Here is an 18,484-nt window from a genome sequence, read left to right as displayed (position 1 = left end):
CCCCGGCAGCCCCCCGCCGTCTTCTTGCCTTCGCGGCCCGGGTCGCAACTGTGCCACCTGTGACGGACACCCTGCAAGCGGCCTACGATAACCTGTTGGAGCACCCGATTGCCAACGGCCTCCTGCCCCACCTGCTAACGGTGGTCGGCTTCCTTCTCGCGATCTTCGCTATCGCCCGGCTGATGAGCGAGCGTAAGCAACCCGGCAATACCTTCGCCTGGCTCTTCGCCTTCGCCTTCATCCCCTATGTCGGGGTCCCCCTCTATCTGCTCTTCGGCGGCCGCAAGCTGCGCAAACTCGCCGAGCGCAAGGCCCGGCTCTGCCCGGTCAACCCCACCCGGGTGGACGTGCCGGAGAACGCCGGCTTTGCCGCCCGCGTCTTCGCCAGCAACGGCGCCAGCGCCCCGATCGGCGGCAATCGCGTGAATTTCATGCTCAACGGCGAGGACTCCTTCGCCGCCCTCGAACGCGGCATCCGCGAGGCCCGGGAAAGCATCCACATCATGACATTCATCCTCGGCCGTGACGAGGTCGGCCGCCGCATCGTGCAGCTCCTGGCCGAGCGCGCGAAGGCGGGGGTGAAGGTGCGCCTGCTCCTCGACGCCCTCGGCTGTTTCCCAACCAGCGGCCGGTTCTGCGATCCGATCCGGGAGGCCGGCGGCGAGGTTGTGCGGTTCATGCCCATGCTGCCCCTGCAGACCCGCTGGTCGGCCAATCTCCGCAACCACCGTAAGATCGCGATCATCGACCATCGCTTCGCCGCCGTCGGCGGCCGGAACCTTGCCCGCGAATACATGGGACCCACCCCACTCAAACGCCGCTGGCGCGACCTCGGGGCGGTGATCGAGGGACCCGCCGTGCGCCAGCTCGAGGAGGTGTTCCTCGCCGACTGGGCCTTTGCCAGCGACCAGCCTTTCAACCGCCTGCTGAAGGAGCTGCCGGAAGCCTGGCCAGCCGCGGACGGCCCGGCGGACCTTCAGGTGGTCGCCAGCGGCCCTGATGTCGCCGGTGACCCGCTCTACGAGGGTATCCTGTCCCTCGTGCAGCAGGCGCAGCGCAGCGTCTGGATCGTCACGCCGTACTTCATTCCCGACGAGGTGCTCCAGCGCTCGCTCATGGTCCAGGCCCGCGCCGGCCTCGACGTGCGCATCGTCGTACCGGCCCGCTCCAATCACCGCATCACCGACCTGGCCCGCCGGCATCACCTCAACGAGCTGCAAGCCGCCGGGGTCAAGGTCCTGCTCTACCAGCCCGGTATGAACCACGCCAAGCTCCTGCTCGTGGACGGCGAGACCGCCCTGTTCGGTTCCGCCAACATGGACCTGCGCAGCCTCTTCGTGAATTTCGAGATCGGCCTGGTCACCTATTCGGCCGCCGAGGCCCGGACGCTGCGGGAATGGATGCTGGAGGTCATGACCCTGAGCAAACCGATGTCCGACCGGAAAAAGAGCCGCCGCTTCCTCCCCGCCTTCGGCGAGGAGATCGCCCGCCTGCTGGCCCCGCTGTTGTAGGGCGGGTCAAGGCAATCGGCCGCCCGTGCGGTCATCCTGCCGGAGTGCCGCGATCCAAGTGTGGGCGGCCAGCTTGCTGGCGCCACGTGGGCGGCATCCAGTTCGTGGCGCGAGCAAGCTCGCCGCCCACCCGTTTTTTCCATCGCATCGCGGCGCGGCCCCAGGATGCGCCAGACACAGAAATTCAGGTGTCGCCCGATCAGGTCCAGCGACGGTTCTCCACAAAAAAGGCGGAGTCCGAAGACTCCGCCTGGAAAGCACTATAAACCCGAACTCAGGCGGCGGCGCCCGCGTGCTTGAGCAGGCGGGTGGCCTGGCGCACCTCGCGGCGCATTTCCTCGAGCGCAGCCCGCGCTTCCTCGAAGTGGGCGTTGGCGCGATCGGCGTACTCCGCGCGCAGCGCCGTAGCCTTCTCCGTGTATTCCAGCTTCAAGGCCGACCAGCGCTCACCCAGCTCATGCAGCTTGGCGTCGGAGGCCTGGAGCAGCTGGTGCAGCTTCTCGTTGCGGCTCACCACCGGGCAGGCGAGCGACACGGCCAGCCGGCGGCGGGCGTCGGTCAGCTGCGCGAGCAGGATCTTGTCCTCGGAGACGCGGCGCAAACCGCGCACGAGGCCGACCTTCTCCAGGGTCCAGATCGTCCACTTGGTCGGATCCCACTGCCACCACTTCACGCCGTTGCGGTAGTCGTGCTGAAACTCGTGGTGATAGTTATGGTAGCCCTCGCCGAAGGTGAAGATGGCCATGAGCCAGCTGTCGCGGGCGCTGCACTTGTTCGAATACGGCTGGCTGCCGATCGTGTGGCACAGCGAGTTGATGAAAAAGGTCATGTGCTGGACCGCCGTCGTGCGCGCCACGCCGGCGAGCAGGAAGCCGCCGAGGGCACCCGCCCAGCCGCTGTGGAGGTAGCCGAGCAGGGCCGGCAGGACGAAGCCGAAACCGACCGCGATGGCCACGTAGAAACGCTGCTGCAGCATCACCAGGCGGTCCTTGCGCAGGTCGAGGACGTTGTCCCACGGGGGCGGCGGATCGAGCTTGAAGAGGATCCAGCCGATGTGGGCGTGCCAGAAACCCTTGGAGATATCATAGGGATCATCGTCGTGGTCCACGTGCTTGTGGTGGCGACGGTGATCCGAAACCCAGGCCAGCGCACAGTTCTCAAAGGCGGCCGCGCCGAAGATGAGGGTCGCCAGGCGGACCGGCCAGCGGGCCTGGAAGGCGTTGTGGGCGAAGAGGCGGTGATAACCCAGCGTGATGCTGAGGCCCGTCGCGATGAAGAAGGCGAAGAACATCGCCACCTGGAAGGCGTCCACGCCGTAATGCCACAAGTACCACGGCACGACCGTGCAGGTCACCAGCGCGGTTCCCATGAGGAACGAGCTATTGACCCAGTTGATGCGATCGAAGGGAAGGTTGAGTTTCACGGGGGGTGAGCGTGTGACCGGCCCCCGGCGGCGCGAGCGCAATTTTGGATATATTCCGGGTGTAAAAACGGCTTTTTTTGAACGCGCCCGGGCCAGGCAGGCGCGTCGATTAGCTTGTAGCCCGGTCCGCTGAGCCCGGTCCGCTGCGATGCGCGGTAATTCCCGGGGTCAGCGACCCCGGCTACAACCGGACCCGTTCGGCCCTAGATCGCGCGCTGCGCGATGAAGGCTTTGATCGCCTCCGCCTCGGCGGGCAGGCGATGCTTCACCACCGGACGCGTCTTGAGCACCTCCAGGACCGGCGAGGTCGGCTCCTGCCCGATGGCGTCGCGAATGGCGGCCGGAAACTTGGCCGGGTGCGCCGTCGCGAGCACGATGCTGATGCGCTGCGGGTTGATGTCCTTGAAGGCGCAGGCCGTGTGGGGATCAACGATGTAACGGTACCGCTCGTATACCCGGCGGATGAGGGACGTGATCTCATCGTCGGAAGCGGACGAGGAGCTGAAGAGCGAGCGGTTGAGCAGGTCGAACCGGTAGGCGCCGGTGGCCTTGATCTGGGCCATCACGTTGTTCACGCGCGTGGGGTTCTCATCGAGCGCATAATACAGGAAGCGTTCGAAGTTCGAGGCCACCTGGATGTCCATTGAGGGCGCGAGGCTGGGATGAACCTCGCCGCTGCGGTACTCGGCGGTGGTGAAGAGCCGGTGCAGGATGTCGTTGCGGTTCGTGGCCACCTTGTAGCCCATCACGGGCACGCCCATCTGCTGGAGCAGCCAGCCCGCGAACACATTGCCGAAATTGCCGGTCGGGACGACGAATTCCACGTTGCCGCGCTCGGCCTCGGGCAGGCGCAGCCAGGCGTGGAGGTAGTAGACCGATTGCGCCAGCACGCGCGCGATGTTGATCGAGTTCACCGCCGACAGCCGGTGCTGGGTGGCGAAGGTCTTGTTGGCGAAGATGTCCTTCAGCACGCGCTGGGCGTCGTCAAAGCTGCCGTCGATCGCGATGGCGTGCACGTTGGCCGCGCCGGTGCAGGTCATCTGCCGCTCCTGCAGCGGCGACACGCGGCCCTCGGGATAGAGGATGAAGCTGGCGGCCTTCGGCTTGCCCAGCAGGCCGTGGATGGCCGCCGCCCCGGTGTCGCCGGAGGTGGCGCCGAGCACGTTGATGGTCCGGCCCGTCTGCTCGCACTCCCAGCCATACAGGTTGCCCAGGAACTGCAGGGCAAAATCCTTGAAGGCCAGCGTGGGGCCGTGGAACAGCTCGAGCACGTAGAGCCGGTCGTCGATCTTGCGCAAGGGCGCGATCTCGGGGTGGGTGAAAGCGCCGTAGGAGCGGTGGATCAGCTGCTGCAGGACCTCCGGCGGAACATCCGTCGCGAACAGGCCGAGAAACTCGGCGCACAGCTCGGTGTAGCTGAGGTTCCGCCAGCCCGGCAGCCGGGGCGAGATATCCGGCAGCGTCTCCGGCAGGAACAGCCCGCCATCGGGGGCAAGGCCAATGGCGACCGCCTCACGGAAGGATACGGGATCGGTCTGGCCGCGGGTGGAGACGTATTTCATCTTTCGTTAACGGTCATTCTGAGCGAAACGAAGAATCCAAGGGCATGCACGCAATTTCTGGATCCTTCGCTGCGCTCAGGATGACGAACACACACCAGGGCGGCATTATTTCTCCAGCCCGAAGGCCGCGTGGGCGGCGCGCACGGCCTCGTCGGCCTTGGCGCGGTCCAGCGCGACCGTGATCTTGATCTCGGAGGTGGTGATGAGCTGGATGTTCACCCCCAGGGCCCCGAGGGCGCTGAAGAGCGTGGCGGCCACGCCGGCGTGGGTGCGCATGCCGACGCCGACCACGGAGAGCTTGGCGATGTTGTCGAAGGCCTTCACCTCGCCGCCGCCGAGCTGCTTGAGCACGGCCGGGAGCACGCGCACGGCGTTGGTGGCGTCGTCCCGCTGGACGGTGAAGGTCAGGTCCGCCAGGCCGCCGGTGTGGCTGCTGTTCTGGACGATCATGTCGACGTTGATGGCCGCATCGGCCAGGGCCTTGAAGATGGTGGCCGCGGTGGCGGGTTTGTCCGGCACGTTGGTGATGGCGACCTTGGCCTGGTCCTTGTCGACGGCGACACCGCGCACGACGACCTTTTCCATGTAGGCGACTTCTTCTTTCACGATGGTTCCTGGGTTGTGGTTGAAACTGCTGCGGACCTCGAACACGACGCCGTATTTCTTGGCGAACTCGACGGAGCGGGACTGCATGACCTTCGAGCCGAGGCTGGCGAGCTCGAGCATCTCGTCATAGCTGATCTCCGTGAGCTTCTTCGCGTCCTTGGCGATGCGCGGATCGGCGGTGTAAACGCCGTCGACGTCGGTGAAAATCTGGCAGACATCGGCCTTGAGCGCCGCGGCCAGCGCGATGGCCGTGAGGTCGGAGCCGCCCCGCCCCAGCGTGGTGATCTGGCCGGTCTCATTGATGCCCTGAAAGCCGGCGACGATGACGACCTTCCCGGCCTTGAGGTCCTTCTGGATCGGCTTCGGCAGGATCTTCTGGATCTTGGCCTTGGTGAACACCTCGTCAGTGAAAATGCCGGCCTGCGCGCCGGTGTAGGACACCGCCGGGATGCCGATGGCATGCAGGGCCATGGCCGTCAGGGCGATGGTTTCCTGCTCCCCGATGGCGAGCAGCATGTCCATCTCGCGCGTATCAGGCCGGTCGGTGATGGCCTTGGCCTTGGCGATCAGCTCGTTGGTGACGCCGGAGCGGGCCGAGACCACGACGACGAGGCTGTGTCCCTCGTCACGGGACTTCTTGATGCGTTGCGCGACGTTCTTGATCCGGTCGATGTCGCCGACCGAGGTGCCGCCGTATTTCTGGACGATAAGAGCCATGGGAATAACCAGTTAGGAATGACGCGGCGGGGCGCGGCTTGGCAAGGCGCGATTGGCCACCTTGCGTCATATCGCCCGCCCCGAACCACTTGCGTGATCAGGCCGCGGGCGGCGATTTTTTCACGAACTTGGTCTCCGTGCCGGCCAGCAGGCGCTTGATGTTCTCCCGGTGCCGGATGATCACGAAAAGTCCCAACGCCGTCGCCACGAGGCTGAAGGGCAGCGAGGTCTTGCCTTGGTAGAGCCGGAACCAGCTGGTCGCCGGCACCGCCACGGCCGCCAGGATGGAGCCCAGCGAAACATAACGCGTGGTGGCGAAGGTCAGCAGCCACACCAGCGCACCCACCAGACAGGAAACGGGCATCAACACCACGAGGCCGCCGGCCGCAGTCGCGACCCCCTTCCCGCCCTTGAATTTGGTAAAACAGGAGAACGAGTGTCCCAGCACCGCGGCGATGAGGCCGGCAAGCCCGAGCAGGCGCTCCTCCGCCAGGACGATGCCCGGCAGTAGGGGCCAGGCGGCGGCGACGGCGCCTTTCACGGCATCGAGCACGAAGACGAGGTTGCCCGCCCGCTTGCCCTTGGGGCCGAACTTCTCGCCCAGCACCCGCTTGACGTTGGTGGCACCGGGATTGCCGCTGCCGACCTTGAAGATGTCGACGCCATACGCCCGGGCCACGAGGTAGCCAAATGGCAGTGACCCGAGGAAATAGCCGATGAGCGTGGTGACGAGTAGCCCGACTGGTGACATCAGAGGTTGACCACCAGAGCCTGCTTGATGGCCCGATGACTGGTCAACTCCTTAACCGTCGCCTCGGTCGGCGTGCTGTCGAGATTCACCACGCAGAGGGCGGTGCCGCCGGCGTTGTTACGGCTCAGGGACATGGCGGCGATGTTCACCTTCTCGCGGCCGAGCAGGGTGCCGACCATGCCGATGATGCCCGGCTCGTCGTGATTCTCGTAGACCAGCAGGGCGCCCTTCGGCTCGGCCTCGACCTCGCGGCCGTTGAGGGCGACGATCCGCGGGCTGCTCGCCTTGCCCAGCAGCGTGCCGGTGGCGGAAAAGACCTCGCCCTTGGCCGTGACCGCCTCGACCAGCATGAGCTCGGTGTAGTCCGTCTCCTGGTTGGACTTCACGACCTCCACCTGCACGCCCAGGCGGTCCATGACGAACGGGGCGTTGATGTAGTTCAGGCCCTCGCTGCTGATGCGGCTGAGGAAACCGCGCTGGATGGCGCGGATCACGGCATTGGCATCGAGCTCAAGGAGCTTGCCCCAGTAGGAAATGCGAAGCTTCTCCACGCGGTCGGTGGCGAGCTGCTGGACGAGCGTGCCCAGCTTGGAGCCCAACTCCAGGTAAGGCCCGATGATCTTCAGGGTCGCGGCGTCGAGCGACGGCATGTTGACGGCGTTGCGAATCACGCCGCCGGCGAGCACGTCGGCGATCTGCTCGGCGACCTCCACGCCCACGGCGTCCTGGGCCTCGGCGGTCGAGGCGCCGAGGTGCGGCGTGAGGGAAACATTCGGGAACTTGCGCAGCTCGCTGTCGGCGGCGAGCGGCTCCTCCTCGAACACGTCGAGGCCGGCGGCGGCCACGTGGCCGGACTTGAGGCCGGCGATGAGCGCCGCTTCCTTGATGATGCCACCGCGGGCACAGTTGAAGAGGCGCACGCCCTTCTTGCACTTCGCGAGGGCGGCCTCGTCGATCATGTACTGGGTCTGCTCGGTCAGCGGCATGTGGACCGTGATGTAATCGGCCTGGGCGAGGAGCTGGTCGAGCGTGACGGCCTCGATCTGCATGGCCTTGGCGCGCGTGGGCGACAGGTAGGGATCGAAGGCGACGACATTCATGCCGAAGGCCTGGGCGCGCTTCGCCACCTCCGAGCCGATGCGGCCGAGGCCGACGATGCCGAGGGTCTTCTTGAACAGTTCGATGCCGGAGAAGCTCTTGCGATCCCACTTGCCGTCGCGCATGGACGCCGCGGCCTGGGGTACCGGGCGGGCGCCGCAGAGGATGTGCGTGAAAGTCAGCTCGGCGGTGGCGATCGTGTTGCCGGAAGGCGTGTTCATCACAATCACACCGCGCTCGGTGGCGGCATCGACGTCGACGTTGTCCACGCCGACGCCGGCGCGGCCCACGACCTTGAGCAACGGGGCGGCCGCGAACACCTCGGCGGTGATCTTGGTTTCCGACCGCACGGCGATGGCGTGCACGTCCTTCACCAGTTCCAGGATCTGGGCCGGGGAAGAGCCGTAGGCCTCGACTACTTCAAAGCCCTTCTGCGCGCGCAGAAAGGCAACTCCCTTGGGCGAGATCTTGTCGGCAACGAGGATTTTCATGGAGGGGTCAGGAAAGCAGACCCCCCGGCCAAAATGCAACCTTCCAGACGGGGCGGACGGTACAGGACACGGCAATTATGACGCGCCCCACCTGCGCCTGACCGCTCAGGCCCCCAGCGCGGGGTAGTCGGTGTAACCCTGCGCGGTCCCGCCGTAGAAGGACGCGTTATCGGGGCTATTAAGAGGAGCCCCAAGCTGCAGGCGCCGGGGCAGGTCCGGATTGGCGATGAATTGTTTGCCCCACGCCACCGCGTCGGCCTCGCCGGCGGCCAGCACCTGCGCGGCGGTCTCGGCCGTGAAGTTCTGGTTGGCGATGTACACGCCGCCGAAGGCCCGTTTTAGCTGCGGTCCGAGTCGGGGCGCCTCCAGGGATTCGCGGGCACAGAGGAAGGCCAGCTTGCGCCGACCCAGTTCGCGCGCGAGGTGACCAAAGGTGGCCGCGAGGTCGCTGTCGCCCATGTCATGGGAATCGCCGCGCGGCGCGAGGTGGTACCCCACCCGATCGGCGCCCCAGACCCCGACCACCGCGTCGGTAATCTCAAGTGGCAGCCGGGCGCGATTCTCGATGCTGCCCCCGTAGTTGTCGGTGCGCCGGTTAGTCCGGTCCTGCAAAAACTGGTCCAGCAGGTAGCCGTTCGCCCCGTGGATTTCGACGCCGTCGAAGCCGGCCCGCAAGGCATGGGCGGCCCCTCGCCGGAAGGCGGCGACGATGCCGGGCAACTCGGACAATTCCAGCGCCCGCGGCGTGACGAAGGGCTTGAGCGGCCGCACGAGGCTCACGTGCCCGGCGGGGGCGATGGCACTCGGGGCCACGGGCAGTTGGCCGTCGAGATAAACCGGGTCGGAGATGCGGCCGACATGCCACAACTGCAGCAGAATCCGCCCGCCCGCCGCATGGACCGCGGCGGTGATGCGTTGCCAGCCGGCTACCTGGTCCTCGGACCAGATGCCCGGCGTGTCCGGATAACCCACGCCCATCGGATCCACGGCGGTGGCTTCCGTGAGAATCAGGCCGGCGGAGGCGCGCTGCACATAATAGTCCCGCATCAGGTCGTTCGGCACGCGGCCGGCGGAGGCGCGGCACCGCGTAAGCGGGGCCATGATGATGCGATTGGGCAGCGCCAGGGCGCCGACGCGGAGAGGATCATGCAACTGCGGCATGCCTCTTCGATACCCAGGCCGGCGCGGTCCGCAACTCTTCCGGAATTTTGTCCGCGGGAGTGTTGCCGTCTAAACGCGCCGGTTTCGTCCTGCCGCCTTACTGCGCACCCATGCCCGTGAAATGCAGGGCGAAGGCCCACTTGTCGGCGATCTCCTCGATTTGCTTCGCGACTGGCTTCCCCTGCCCGTGGCCGGCCTTCACGTCGATGCGGATGAAGGTCGGGTATTTTGCGCCAGGGTTGGCCGCCTGCATGGCCGCGGCATACTTGAAGGAATGCCCGGGATGCACGCGGTCGTCGTGGTCCGCCGTGGTCACCATGACCGCCGGGTACTGGACTCCGGCCTTCACGTTGTGCACGGGCGAGTACGCCGAGAGGTATTTGAAACCCTCCGGATCATCAGCCGAGCCGTAGTCGCTGGTCCAGGCCCAGCCGATCGTGAACTTGTGGAAACGCAGCATGTCCATCACGCCGACCGCCGGAAAGGCCACCCGTGCGAGGTCGGGCCGCTGATTCGCCACGGCGCCGATCAGCAGGCCACCGTTGGAGCCGCCGCTGATCACAAGTTTGTCATGGCCGGTGTAGCCGTTGGCCACGAGCCATTCGCCGGCGGCGATGAAGTCGTCGAACACGTTCTGCTTGCGCTCCTTCGTGCCCGCGAGATGCCACTCGCGCCCGTATTCGCCGCCGCCGCGGAGATTGGGCTGCGCGTAGACGCCGCCCAGTTCCAGCCAGGCCACGACCGACGGCGAGTAGGCCGGCTTCAGCGAGATATCAAAGCCGCCGTACGCGTAGAGCAGCGTCGGGTGCGAGCCGTCCAGCTTCAGCCCCCTGCGGTGGGTGATGAACATCGGCACCCGCGTGCCGTCCTTCGAGGCGTAGAAGATCTGCTTGGTCTCGTAGAGGGCTGCGTCGAACGCGACCTTCGCCACCTCGACCGGTTCGCTCCGGCCCGTGGCCAGGTCGTACCGGTAGGAGGTCGCGGGCGCGATGAACGACACGAATTTGAAGAACAGCTCGGGGTCGTCCAGGTCGCCGGTCAGCCCTCCCGAGTCGCGGGTATAACCGGAACCGGCGACGGTCCCGATGCCGGGCAGTGCGATCTCGCCCTGCGGCGCGCCATCGAGGCCGAACAGCGCCAGACGGCTGTGGGCATCGTGGAGGTAATTGATGACAAACTTCCCGCCGGCCATGATCGCGGTCTCGATGACATCGGGTGCTTCCGGCACAAGCGTGCGCCAGTTCGCCCGGGCCGGCTCGGCGAGGTCGATGGCGATGATCTTCTTGCGCGGGGCGTCGAGGTCCGTGCGCACAAAGAGCAGGGTCCCGCGATTGCCGAGCACGTTGTAGTCGGCCTCGAGTTCATCGATGAGCTTCACCACGGGCCCGCTCAGATCGGGCTTCAGCGGGTCTTGCAGATCCACGTAATACAACCGGTTGCGGGTGTCCGTGCCCTCGGATCCGTAGATCAGCAGATAGCGGCCGTCGTCGGTCACGGACGCACCCCACCCGCGTTGCGGGTAGTCCGGCGTGGCGAACACCTTCACATCCTCGCTCTGGGGCGTGCCCAGTCGGTGGTAATAAATCGTCTGGTTACCCAGCGCGCTGAACACCTGGTTCTCCGCCTGCTGCGGCTCCGGGTAACGGGAGTAGAAGAACCCCTTGCTGTCCTTGGTCCACTGCAGGCCCGAGAACTTGACCCACTTGATCACATCCGCCGTATCGGTCCGTGCGGCCACGTCCCGCACGCGGAATTCGTTCCAGTCCGAGCCCGCCACCGCCACGCCATAGCCAAGCCAGCGGCCGTCCGGCGACACGTCCCACTGCGTGAGCGATACGGTGCCGTCGGTCGAAAGCGTGTTCGGGTCGAGCAGCAGGACCGCCTCGCCCTCCAGCCGGTCCTTCATCAGGAGCTGCGGCTGGTTCAGCAGGCCGGTGTTGTAGGTGTAGAAGTAACGCCCGCCCTCCTTGAACGGCAGGTCGTGCCGCGGGTAGTTGTAGAGCTCCAGCAGACGCTGCTTGATCGCCTCGCGCTGGGGGAGCTGGGCGAGAAAATCAAAGGTGACCTTGTTCTGCCCGCCGACCCAGGCCGCCGTCTCGGCCGAGTCCACGTCTTCCAGCCAGCGGTAGGGATCCGCCACCTTCGTGCCGAAGAAATCGTCGACCTGCGGGCCGGACGGGGACGGCGGATAGACGGCGGCGGCGGCGAGTACAGGCAGAAGGGTCATAAGGAAAAGGCGGGACGGAATTTGCATGGGGCCAAGCAAACCCCCGGCCCCCACCGGCGCAAGCCGTGATGCTTCTCCCGGGTTGCACCTGCGGGCGCAGCGGACAGGCTGGGTCGCGTGAAGTACCCCGCCCTGCTCCGCCTCCTCGCCCTCTTCCTCGTGTGCGCCGTCGCCGGCCCGCTGTCCGCCACCCCCGATCACTGGGCCCAGGAAATCGCCGCCCTCACGGCCCAGGACGAAACCAACCCACCGCCCGTCGGCGGCGTGGTGTTCGTGGGCAGCTCCTCCATCCGGATGTGGCGGACCCTGGCCGAGGACTTTCCCGGCCTCGCCCCGATCAACCGTGGCTTCGGCGGCTCCGAGCTGGCCGACAGTGTCTTTTATGAGGATCGCATCGTGCTCCCTTACCACCCGCGGATCGTCGTGCTGTTTGCCGGCACCAACGACCTCAACAGCGGCAAAACCCCCGCGGCGGTGCTCGCCGACTTCCAAGCCTTTCGCGCCAAGCTCCACGCCGCGCTGCCCGCCACGCGGCTGATCTACCTTTCCATCACCCTCGCCCCGTCCCGGGCCGGCGTCCATGCGCAGATGCGCGAGGCGAACCAGTTGATCGCCGCGGATGTCGCCACCGACCCGCGGTGCACCTTCGTGGACATCAACACCCCAATGAGCGGGCCCGACGGCCTGCCCCCGGAGTCGCTGTTCAACGCCGACCGCCTGCACCTGAACCGCGACGGCTACGCCATCTGGACCAAGACGCTGGCGCCGTTTCTAAAGTAGGGCCGGTCTCCCGCCGGCCCAGGGTGATCGCGAACGAGATCCCCCCTTCCCGGACGCCCTTCCGCCGGCGTCCACTTTCCCTCATTGCCCCGGCCCCGCTTCGTGTCTTTCGTGCCTCCGTGGTGAATCCCGAACCTGTCCTCTCCCCCGCCGAACGTCTGCGCCGCCAGGTCGCCTTCATCGCCGAGGTCGACAAGCTGAAGGAAATCTTCCGCCAGACCATCGTCACCCAGAGCCGGCGAGCCGAGAACAGCGCCGAGCATTCCTGGCACTTTGCCCTCATGATCATGGTGCTCGCCGAGCACTCCAACCATCAGCCCCTCGACGTACTGCGCGTGCTGAAGATGGTGCTCATCCACGACCTCGTGGAGATCGACGCTGGCGACACCTTCGCCTACGACACCAAAAACATGGCCGACCAGCACGCGCGCGAGGCCGTGGCCGCCACCCGCATCTTCGGCCTCCTCCCGCCGGACCAGTCCGCCGAATTCCGCGCACTGTGGGACGAGTTCGAGGCCCGGGCCACCCCCGAGGCTCGTTTCGCCGCCGCCTGCGACCGCTTCCACCCGATGCTGCTGAACTGCCTCACCGACGGCCACGCCTGGCAGAAGCACGGCATCACCCACGACCGCGTCCACGCCCGCAACGCCCACGTGGCCGAGGGCTCGACCGCAATCTGGGAATACGCCGTCCGCATGATCGACGAAGCCGTGGCCAAGGGCCACCTGGCGCCCGGTCCGAAGTAATTCCTGGAGGACCCGCGTGCCCGGTGCCGGGCCGGTCAATTTCTGGGCAGTAAATGACAGCAGACGGCATGGCGCCTTTCTCGCCTGTCACGATCGGCCGGTCATGCTCCGTGCAACCCCTCCCTGCCATGCGCCTGCTCCTGCTTGCCGCCACCCTGCTCATCTCCTTGCCGGTCTCCGTCCTCGCCGCCGAAGCCCCGCCCCGGGAGCGCCTCTCCTTCAATGAGGGCTGGCTCTTCAGCCGCACCGACGCCGAATGGGTGCTCGGCCAGCTCGACTACGCCAACGCCAAGCCCTGGTTGCTGGCCTCGGCCGCCGACTTTTTCGGCCCCACCAGTCCGCAAACCGCGCGCCCGCGCGGCAATTTCGGCGGGGGCTTCACCCACGTGCAGGCCGACTTCGATGACCGCGGCTGGCGCCCGCTGACGCTGCCCCATGACTGGGGCATCGAGGGTCCCTTCAAGCAGGAATACCCCGGCGATACCGGCAAACTCCCGTGGTGGGGCGTCGCCTGGTACCGCAAGCACTTTGACCTGCCCGCCACCGATGCCGGCCGCCGCATCGTCCTCGAAATCGACGGCGCGATGGCCCACTCCCTCGTCTGGCTCAACGGCCAGTTCGTCGGCGGCTGGCCCTACGGCTATTCTTCCTACCAGCTCGACCTGACCCCCTACATCAAGCCCGGCCAGCCGAACGTCCTCGCCATCCGCCTCGACAACCCGACGGAATCCTCGCGCTGGTACCCGGGCAGCGGCCTCTACCGCAATGTGTGGCTCACCAAGACCAACCCGGTCCACGTCGCCCCCTGGGGTGCCATCGTCACCACACCCAAGGTCACGGCCGAAGCCGCGCAGGTCAGCATCCAGGTCCTTACGGACAACGACTCGGCCACCAACGCCGCGCTCAGCCTCAGCACCGAGCTCTTCGCCCTCGACGACACGGGCCGCAAATCCGCCGCCCTCGGCCAGCCCATCACGGTCACCATCGAGCCCGGCCGCCAGGCCTCGACCACCCAGACCCTCCGCGTGCCACAACCCCGGCTCTGGAGCGTGACCCACCCCCACCGCTACGTCGCCGTGACCAGCATCACGCAGGACGGCCGGCTCGTCGATCGCCTCGAGACGCCTTTCGGCATCCGCACCGCGGTCTTTGACGCCGATCGTGGCTTCCGCCTCAACGGCGAGGTCGTGCCGATCCGCGGCGTGTGCAACCACCACGACCTCGGCGCCCTGGGCTCCGCCATCAACCTCCGCGCCCTCGAGCGCCAGCTCGAGATCCTCCGCGCGATGGGCTGCAACGCCATCCGCACCAGCCACAACCCGCCCGCGCCCGAGCTGCTCGATCTCTGCGACCGCATGGGCTTCCTCGTCATGGACGAAGCCTTCGACTGCTGGGCCAAGGGCAAGAACCGGCATGATTACCACGTGCAGTTCCCCGACTGGCACGAGGCCGACCTGCGTGCCCTCGTCCGGCGCGACCGCAACCACCCCAGCGTCATCCTGTGGAGCATCGGCAACGAGGTCATCGAGCAATGGTTTGCCGACGGCCAGGAGGGCTGGAAACTGGCCGCCCGGCTCGCCGGCATCGTCCGCGAGGAGGACCGCACCCGCCCGGTCAGCGCCGGTTTCAACGGCGAGATCAGCGGCTACAACGGCTACCAGCACGTGCTCGACGCCATAGGCTACAACTACCGCATCAAGGAGTACGCCCGCTTCCGGGAGATCAACCCCGCCATCCCGCTCTTCGGGGCCGAGACCGCCTCCGCCCTCAGCTCGCGCGGGGTGTACTTTTTCCCGATCAGCGACGACAAGATCGATCCCGCCAGCCGCGCCGACTTCCAGGTCAGCAGCTACGATCTCTACGCCGCCCCGTGGGCCACCCCGCCTGACGTGGAGTGGCGCGCCGCCGACGCCGTGCCCGGCTACGCCGGCGAGTTCGTCTGGACCGGCTTCGACTACCTCGGCGAGCCCACGCCCTACAACGCCGACCTCACCAACCTGCTCAACTTCTCCGATCCCGCCGAGAAGGAGCGCCAGAAGCAGCTTCTCACCGAACTCGGCCGGATCCCCACGCCATCCCGCAGCTCCTACTTCGGCATCATCGACCTGGCCGGCTTCCCCAAGGACCGCTACTATTTCTACCAGGCCCGCTGGCGCCCCGACCTGCCCATGGCCCATCTCCTCCCGCACTGGACCTGGCCCGAACGCGCCGGCGAAATCACGCCCATCCATGCCTACACCTCCGGCGACGAGGCCGAACTGTTCCTCAACGGCCGGTCCCTGGGCCGCAAGCAACGCGGTCCGGGCGAATACCGCCTGCGCTGGGACGACGTGAAATACGCGCCCGGCGAGGTGAAGGTGGTCGCCTACAAGCAGGGCGCCGTCTGGGCCGAAGCGGTCCAACGCACCGCCGGACCGGCCGCGCGTCTCAAGGCGAAGGCCGACCGTCGCGAACTCACGGCTGACGGCCGGGATCTCTCATTCGTCACCGTGCGGATCGAGGACGCCGACGGCGTGCTCGCGCCCCGCGCTGAGAATCGCGTGGCCTTCGCCGTCAGCGGCCCGGCCGAGATCGTCGCCACCGACAACGGCGATCCCACGAGCTTCGAATCCTTCCAGTCCAAGGAGCGCGCCGCCTTCAACGGCCTCGTGCTGGTGGTCGTCCGTACCCAGCCGGGCACCACCGGCCCGATCACCCTCACCGCCACCTCCCCCGGCTTGGCCCCTGCCGAAGTCAGCCTGACCGCCAAGTAACGCGCCGTTCGCGACGCCCGCCTCGCTGCAATTGGTCCATGGAGGGCCCGGCTCCCGCTGGGCCGCGACTGAAGTCGCAAGCCCGCCACCTGCGGTCATCCGCCGCTGCCCTGTCCCCATCCGTACCCCACTGTGTCGGTGATGGCCAACCCGGCCTTGGCATTCGCGCTGCTTCGTATTCATTCTTGGCCATCTCTCCACCCATGCTCCGCCTCGCCACGCCCGCCGACGCCGCCGACATCACGGCCATCTACAACCACTACGTCCTGCACACGATCGTGACCTTCGAGGAGGAACCGATCACCGCCAAGGAAATGGCGCAGCGCATCACCGAGGTCCTCGCCACCGGCCGGCCCTGGTTCGTGTGGGAGGAAAACGGCCGCGTCCTCGGCTACAGCTACGCCAGCGGCTGGAAATCCCGCTGCTCCTTCCGCTTCTCCCTCGAGACCACGGTCTACCTGGCCGCCGACGCCACCCGCCGCGGTCTGGGGACGATCCTCTACACCGCGCTGATCGAGGCCCTGCGGAAGACCAAGACCCACGCCCTCATCGGTGGCATCTCGATTCCCAATCCCGGCAGCATCGCCCTGCACGAGAAACTCGGTTTCCAAAAGATCGGCCACTTCAAGGAAGTCGGCTGGAAATTCGACCAGTGGATCGACGTCGGCTATTGGGAACTGGTCCTCTGATCACCCGCTTGGGATCGAAAGGTGGAACCCGGCCTGCGGACGGGTTGAGCGCACACACGCCGACGTCGGACATCCCGCCCTCCACCTGATGGAATCCGCGGCCATCCGCGTGATCCGCGAAAAATCAGCTTAGGTCCCGAAAAGATCCGAACTCCGGGTCAAACAGCCGCCGGTAGGTCCGCACCACCATGCCATCCGTCTGGCCGGCGAGGAAGTCGCAGATCCGGCGGGCCTTCCCGTCCTGGGTCTTCTCGGTCTCGATCAGCCGGCTGACATTGGTGGGCAAAATCCGGATCACGCGCTCGTTGCGCTGGACGTAGTTTTCCCAGATCGCGTTAAAGAGGGCGTTGATGATGACCCGCGCCTTGTGCTCCAGCTGCTCGAGTTGCGGGCTCTCGAAAATGATGTCGTTGGCCATCTTCTTGAAGAACTCGGCCTCGGCGCGCGCGGTTTCCTCGATGACGAGGTCGTAGGCGTAGCGGTGGGTCTTCTCCGCCATGAAATTGTCCCGGGTCTTCAGCCGGCAGGCCTGGATGAAGTGACCGATCTTCTTGGAAAAGGTGTTTTCCAGCCGGTCTTTCCGAACGGCATCAAAGAACGAGTCGAGGTGCCGCTGCTCCAACGCCCCGATGGCCTCACCCGCCGCCCAGCGCTCCACGCGCTCCACGTTCAGGAATCCCGCGCGCACGCCGTCCACGATGTCGTTGAGCGAATAGGCCGCGTCGTCGGCCCAGTCCATGATCTGGCACTCGACACTCTTGAAGTCGTTGAGCGCCTCGCCGCGCATCAGCGGGCCGGGGATGCGGGCGCCGCCGAAGACCCACTCGCGCACCGGGGCCTGCGTGTCGTAGATGAAGTGATTGAGCGGCGGGGTCGCGAACTCGGTGTAGAGCTTCTTGTACTTGAGCACGCCGTCGAGCAGCGCGCGCGTGGGCTGCATGCCCTTCACGCCGGACTCGTTCTGGTACATGGTCTCGCAGAGCAGGTGCAGTGTCTGGGCGTTGCCCTCGAAACCGCCGCGGCGCTTCATCAGCTCCTGCAGCGTGCGCTCGCCGCTGTGGCCGAAGGGCGGATGCCCCATGTCGTGCGACAGGCTGCTGGCCTCGACGAGGTCCGCGTCGATGAAGAAGTCGTCGCCCAGCGGGTCGCCGCGGCTGAGCAGCCAGGCGCAGATGGACCGGCCGATCTGCGCGACCTCCATCGAGTGGGTGAGCCGCGTGCGGTAGAAATCGTATTCGCCGCTCAGGAAGACCTGAGTCTTCGACTGCAGCTTGCGGAAGGCGTGCGCGTGGATGATCCGGTCGCGATCGATCTGGAAAGGGGTGCGGTAGTCGGGCTTCCGGCTGCTGCCCCACTCCTGCATGTCAAAGGCGTTGTAGAAACGGTTTTTCGGCATGGGTCGAAGGCGGACGAAAGCAGGTGCCGGGCCGCGAGGCCAGCCTTATGGGGTGGCGTCGACCGGCAGGTCTGCCCGGGGGTGGAGCCCGACCTCCAGCCTTCGCCTAGGCTACGGCCGGCAGGCCGGGTGGGCTTGGTCGCGTGGCGTGATGCAGCGCAAGCCAACCTGCCCGGAGGTCAGGTTCCGCCAAAAATCACTTCTTCTTCCACGCCCCGCTGGCGTCTTGCACCCACACGCCCCCGCGGCTGTGGGCGGCGATCTGCTTGGCGCGGGCCTGGCCGACGGAGTCGGCGGTCGCGCCGGTCTCCTTGGCGATCAGGGCGTAGACCGCTTGGCGGTCGCGGTTTTCCTCGGCCACCACCGCCCCGGCCTCGGCGCCGCCGGCGCCGCGCACCTCGAGCAGGCCGCGGTTGTTCTCGCCGACCGTCTCGGCGGTTTTGAGCCGGTCGATCACCGGCAGGCGTTGCTCCATGCGGCGGCGGATGTCCGCGGCGCTCTCGGCGGCGAAAGCCGACACGGCGACGACACCAAGGGCGAACAAAAGGGTGAGGAAACGGAGGCGGTGCATGG

14 protein-coding genes are annotated in these 18,484 nt (G+C 66.7%); 5 read left to right on the top strand and 9 right to left on the bottom strand.

Going from position 1 to position 18,484, the window contains the following annotated elements:
* Window positions 1–59 precede the first annotated feature (59 nt).
* Window positions 60–1,511: a phospholipase D-like domain-containing protein gene (locus Verru16B_RS13700; protein WP_237023420.1), complete on the top strand. Its 1,452-nt coding sequence runs from the start codon at window positions 60–62 to the stop codon at window positions 1,509–1,511.
* Window positions 1,512–1,785: 274 nt separating this feature from the next.
* On the opposite strand, the gene Verru16B_RS13695 is transcribed toward Verru16B_RS13700, so the two are convergent.
* The 7 genes from Verru16B_RS13695 to Verru16B_RS13665 form a co-directional block, all read right to left on the bottom strand.
* Window positions 1,786–2,934, bottom strand: coding sequence for an acyl-CoA desaturase (locus tag Verru16B_RS13695; protein WP_069962809.1), 1,149 nt, complete (start codon window positions 2,932–2,934; stop codon window positions 1,786–1,788).
* Window positions 2,935–3,137: 203 nt separating this feature from the next.
* Window positions 3,138–4,496 carry a threonine synthase gene (thrC, locus tag Verru16B_RS13690; protein WP_069962808.1) on the bottom strand — a complete coding sequence of 453 codons (1,359 nt, stop codon included), beginning with the start codon at window positions 4,494–4,496 and terminating at the stop codon, window positions 3,138–3,140.
* 105 nt (window positions 4,497–4,601) lie between these two features.
* Window positions 4,602–5,819 carry an aspartate kinase gene (locus Verru16B_RS13685; protein ID WP_069962807.1) on the bottom strand — a complete coding sequence of 406 codons (1,218 nt, stop codon included), beginning with the start codon at window positions 5,817–5,819 and terminating at the stop codon, window positions 4,602–4,604.
* 97 nt (window positions 5,820–5,916) lie between these two features.
* Window positions 5,917–6,570 (bottom strand): glycerol-3-phosphate 1-O-acyltransferase PlsY, encoded by a 654-nt coding sequence (gene plsY / locus Verru16B_RS13680; protein ID WP_069962806.1) that lies wholly within the window; start codon window positions 6,568–6,570, stop codon window positions 5,917–5,919.
* The gene (gene serA / locus Verru16B_RS13675) at window positions 6,570–8,159 is read right to left on the bottom strand and encodes a phosphoglycerate dehydrogenase (protein ID WP_069962805.1); all 1,590 of its coding nucleotides are present in this window, start codon (window positions 8,157–8,159) and stop codon (window positions 6,570–6,572) included. The genes plsY and serA overlap by 1 nt, the downstream gene beginning before the upstream one ends.
* A gap of 105 nt (window positions 8,160–8,264) precedes the next feature.
* On the bottom strand, window positions 8,265–9,320 hold the full coding sequence (locus Verru16B_RS13670; RefSeq protein WP_069962804.1) for an alkene reductase: 1,056 nt from the start codon (window positions 9,318–9,320) through the stop codon (window positions 8,265–8,267).
* A gap of 97 nt (window positions 9,321–9,417) precedes the next feature.
* Window positions 9,418–11,547 (bottom strand): prolyl oligopeptidase family serine peptidase, encoded by a 2,130-nt coding sequence (locus tag Verru16B_RS13665; protein ID WP_069962803.1) that lies wholly within the window; start codon window positions 11,545–11,547, stop codon window positions 9,418–9,420.
* 117 nt (window positions 11,548–11,664) lie between these two features.
* On the opposite strand from Verru16B_RS13665, the gene Verru16B_RS13660 reads away from it, so the two are divergent.
* The 4 genes from Verru16B_RS13660 to Verru16B_RS13645 all read left to right on the top strand — a co-directional run bounded on the left by Verru16B_RS13660 (window position 11,665) and on the right by Verru16B_RS13645 (window position 16,515).
* The gene (locus Verru16B_RS13660; RefSeq protein ID WP_069962802.1) at window positions 11,665–12,327 is read left to right on the top strand and encodes a GDSL-type esterase/lipase family protein; all 663 of its coding nucleotides are present in this window, start codon (window positions 11,665–11,667) and stop codon (window positions 12,325–12,327) included.
* Window positions 12,328–12,449: 122 nt separating this feature from the next.
* Entirely contained in the window at window positions 12,450–13,073 is a 624-nt protein-coding gene (locus Verru16B_RS13655; protein ID WP_069963754.1) for an HD domain-containing protein, read from the top strand.
* 128 nt (window positions 13,074–13,201) lie between these two features.
* Window positions 13,202–15,826, top strand: coding sequence for a beta-galactosidase GalB (gene galB, locus Verru16B_RS13650; RefSeq protein ID WP_069962801.1), 2,625 nt, complete (start codon window positions 13,202–13,204; stop codon window positions 15,824–15,826).
* 203 nt (window positions 15,827–16,029) lie between these two features.
* Window positions 16,030–16,515 (top strand): arsinothricin resistance N-acetyltransferase ArsN1 family B, encoded by a 486-nt coding sequence (locus tag Verru16B_RS13645; RefSeq protein ID WP_069962800.1) that lies wholly within the window; start codon window positions 16,030–16,032, stop codon window positions 16,513–16,515.
* 124 nt (window positions 16,516–16,639) lie between these two features.
* Here Verru16B_RS13645 and dgt read toward each other — a convergent pair whose 3' ends face one another.
* Both dgt and Verru16B_RS13635 read right to left on the bottom strand, forming a co-directional pair.
* Window positions 16,640–17,911 carry a dGTP triphosphohydrolase gene (gene dgt, locus Verru16B_RS13640; protein WP_069962799.1) on the bottom strand — a complete coding sequence of 424 codons (1,272 nt, stop codon included), beginning with the start codon at window positions 17,909–17,911 and terminating at the stop codon, window positions 16,640–16,642.
* Between the two features lie 196 nt (window positions 17,912–18,107).
* Window positions 18,108–18,482 (bottom strand): YdbL family probable chaperone protein, encoded by a 375-nt coding sequence (locus tag Verru16B_RS13635; protein ID WP_069962798.1) that lies wholly within the window; start codon window positions 18,480–18,482, stop codon window positions 18,108–18,110.
* Between the last annotated feature and the right edge of the window lie 2 nt (window positions 18,483–18,484).

The organism is Lacunisphaera limnophila (genome assembly GCF_001746835.1).
GTDB classification, from domain to species: Bacteria; Verrucomicrobiota; Verrucomicrobiia; order Opitutales; family Opitutaceae; genus Lacunisphaera; species Lacunisphaera limnophila.
Note: the sequence above shows the minus strand (reverse complement) of the source record. Positions and strands in the feature narration are given on the sequence as shown.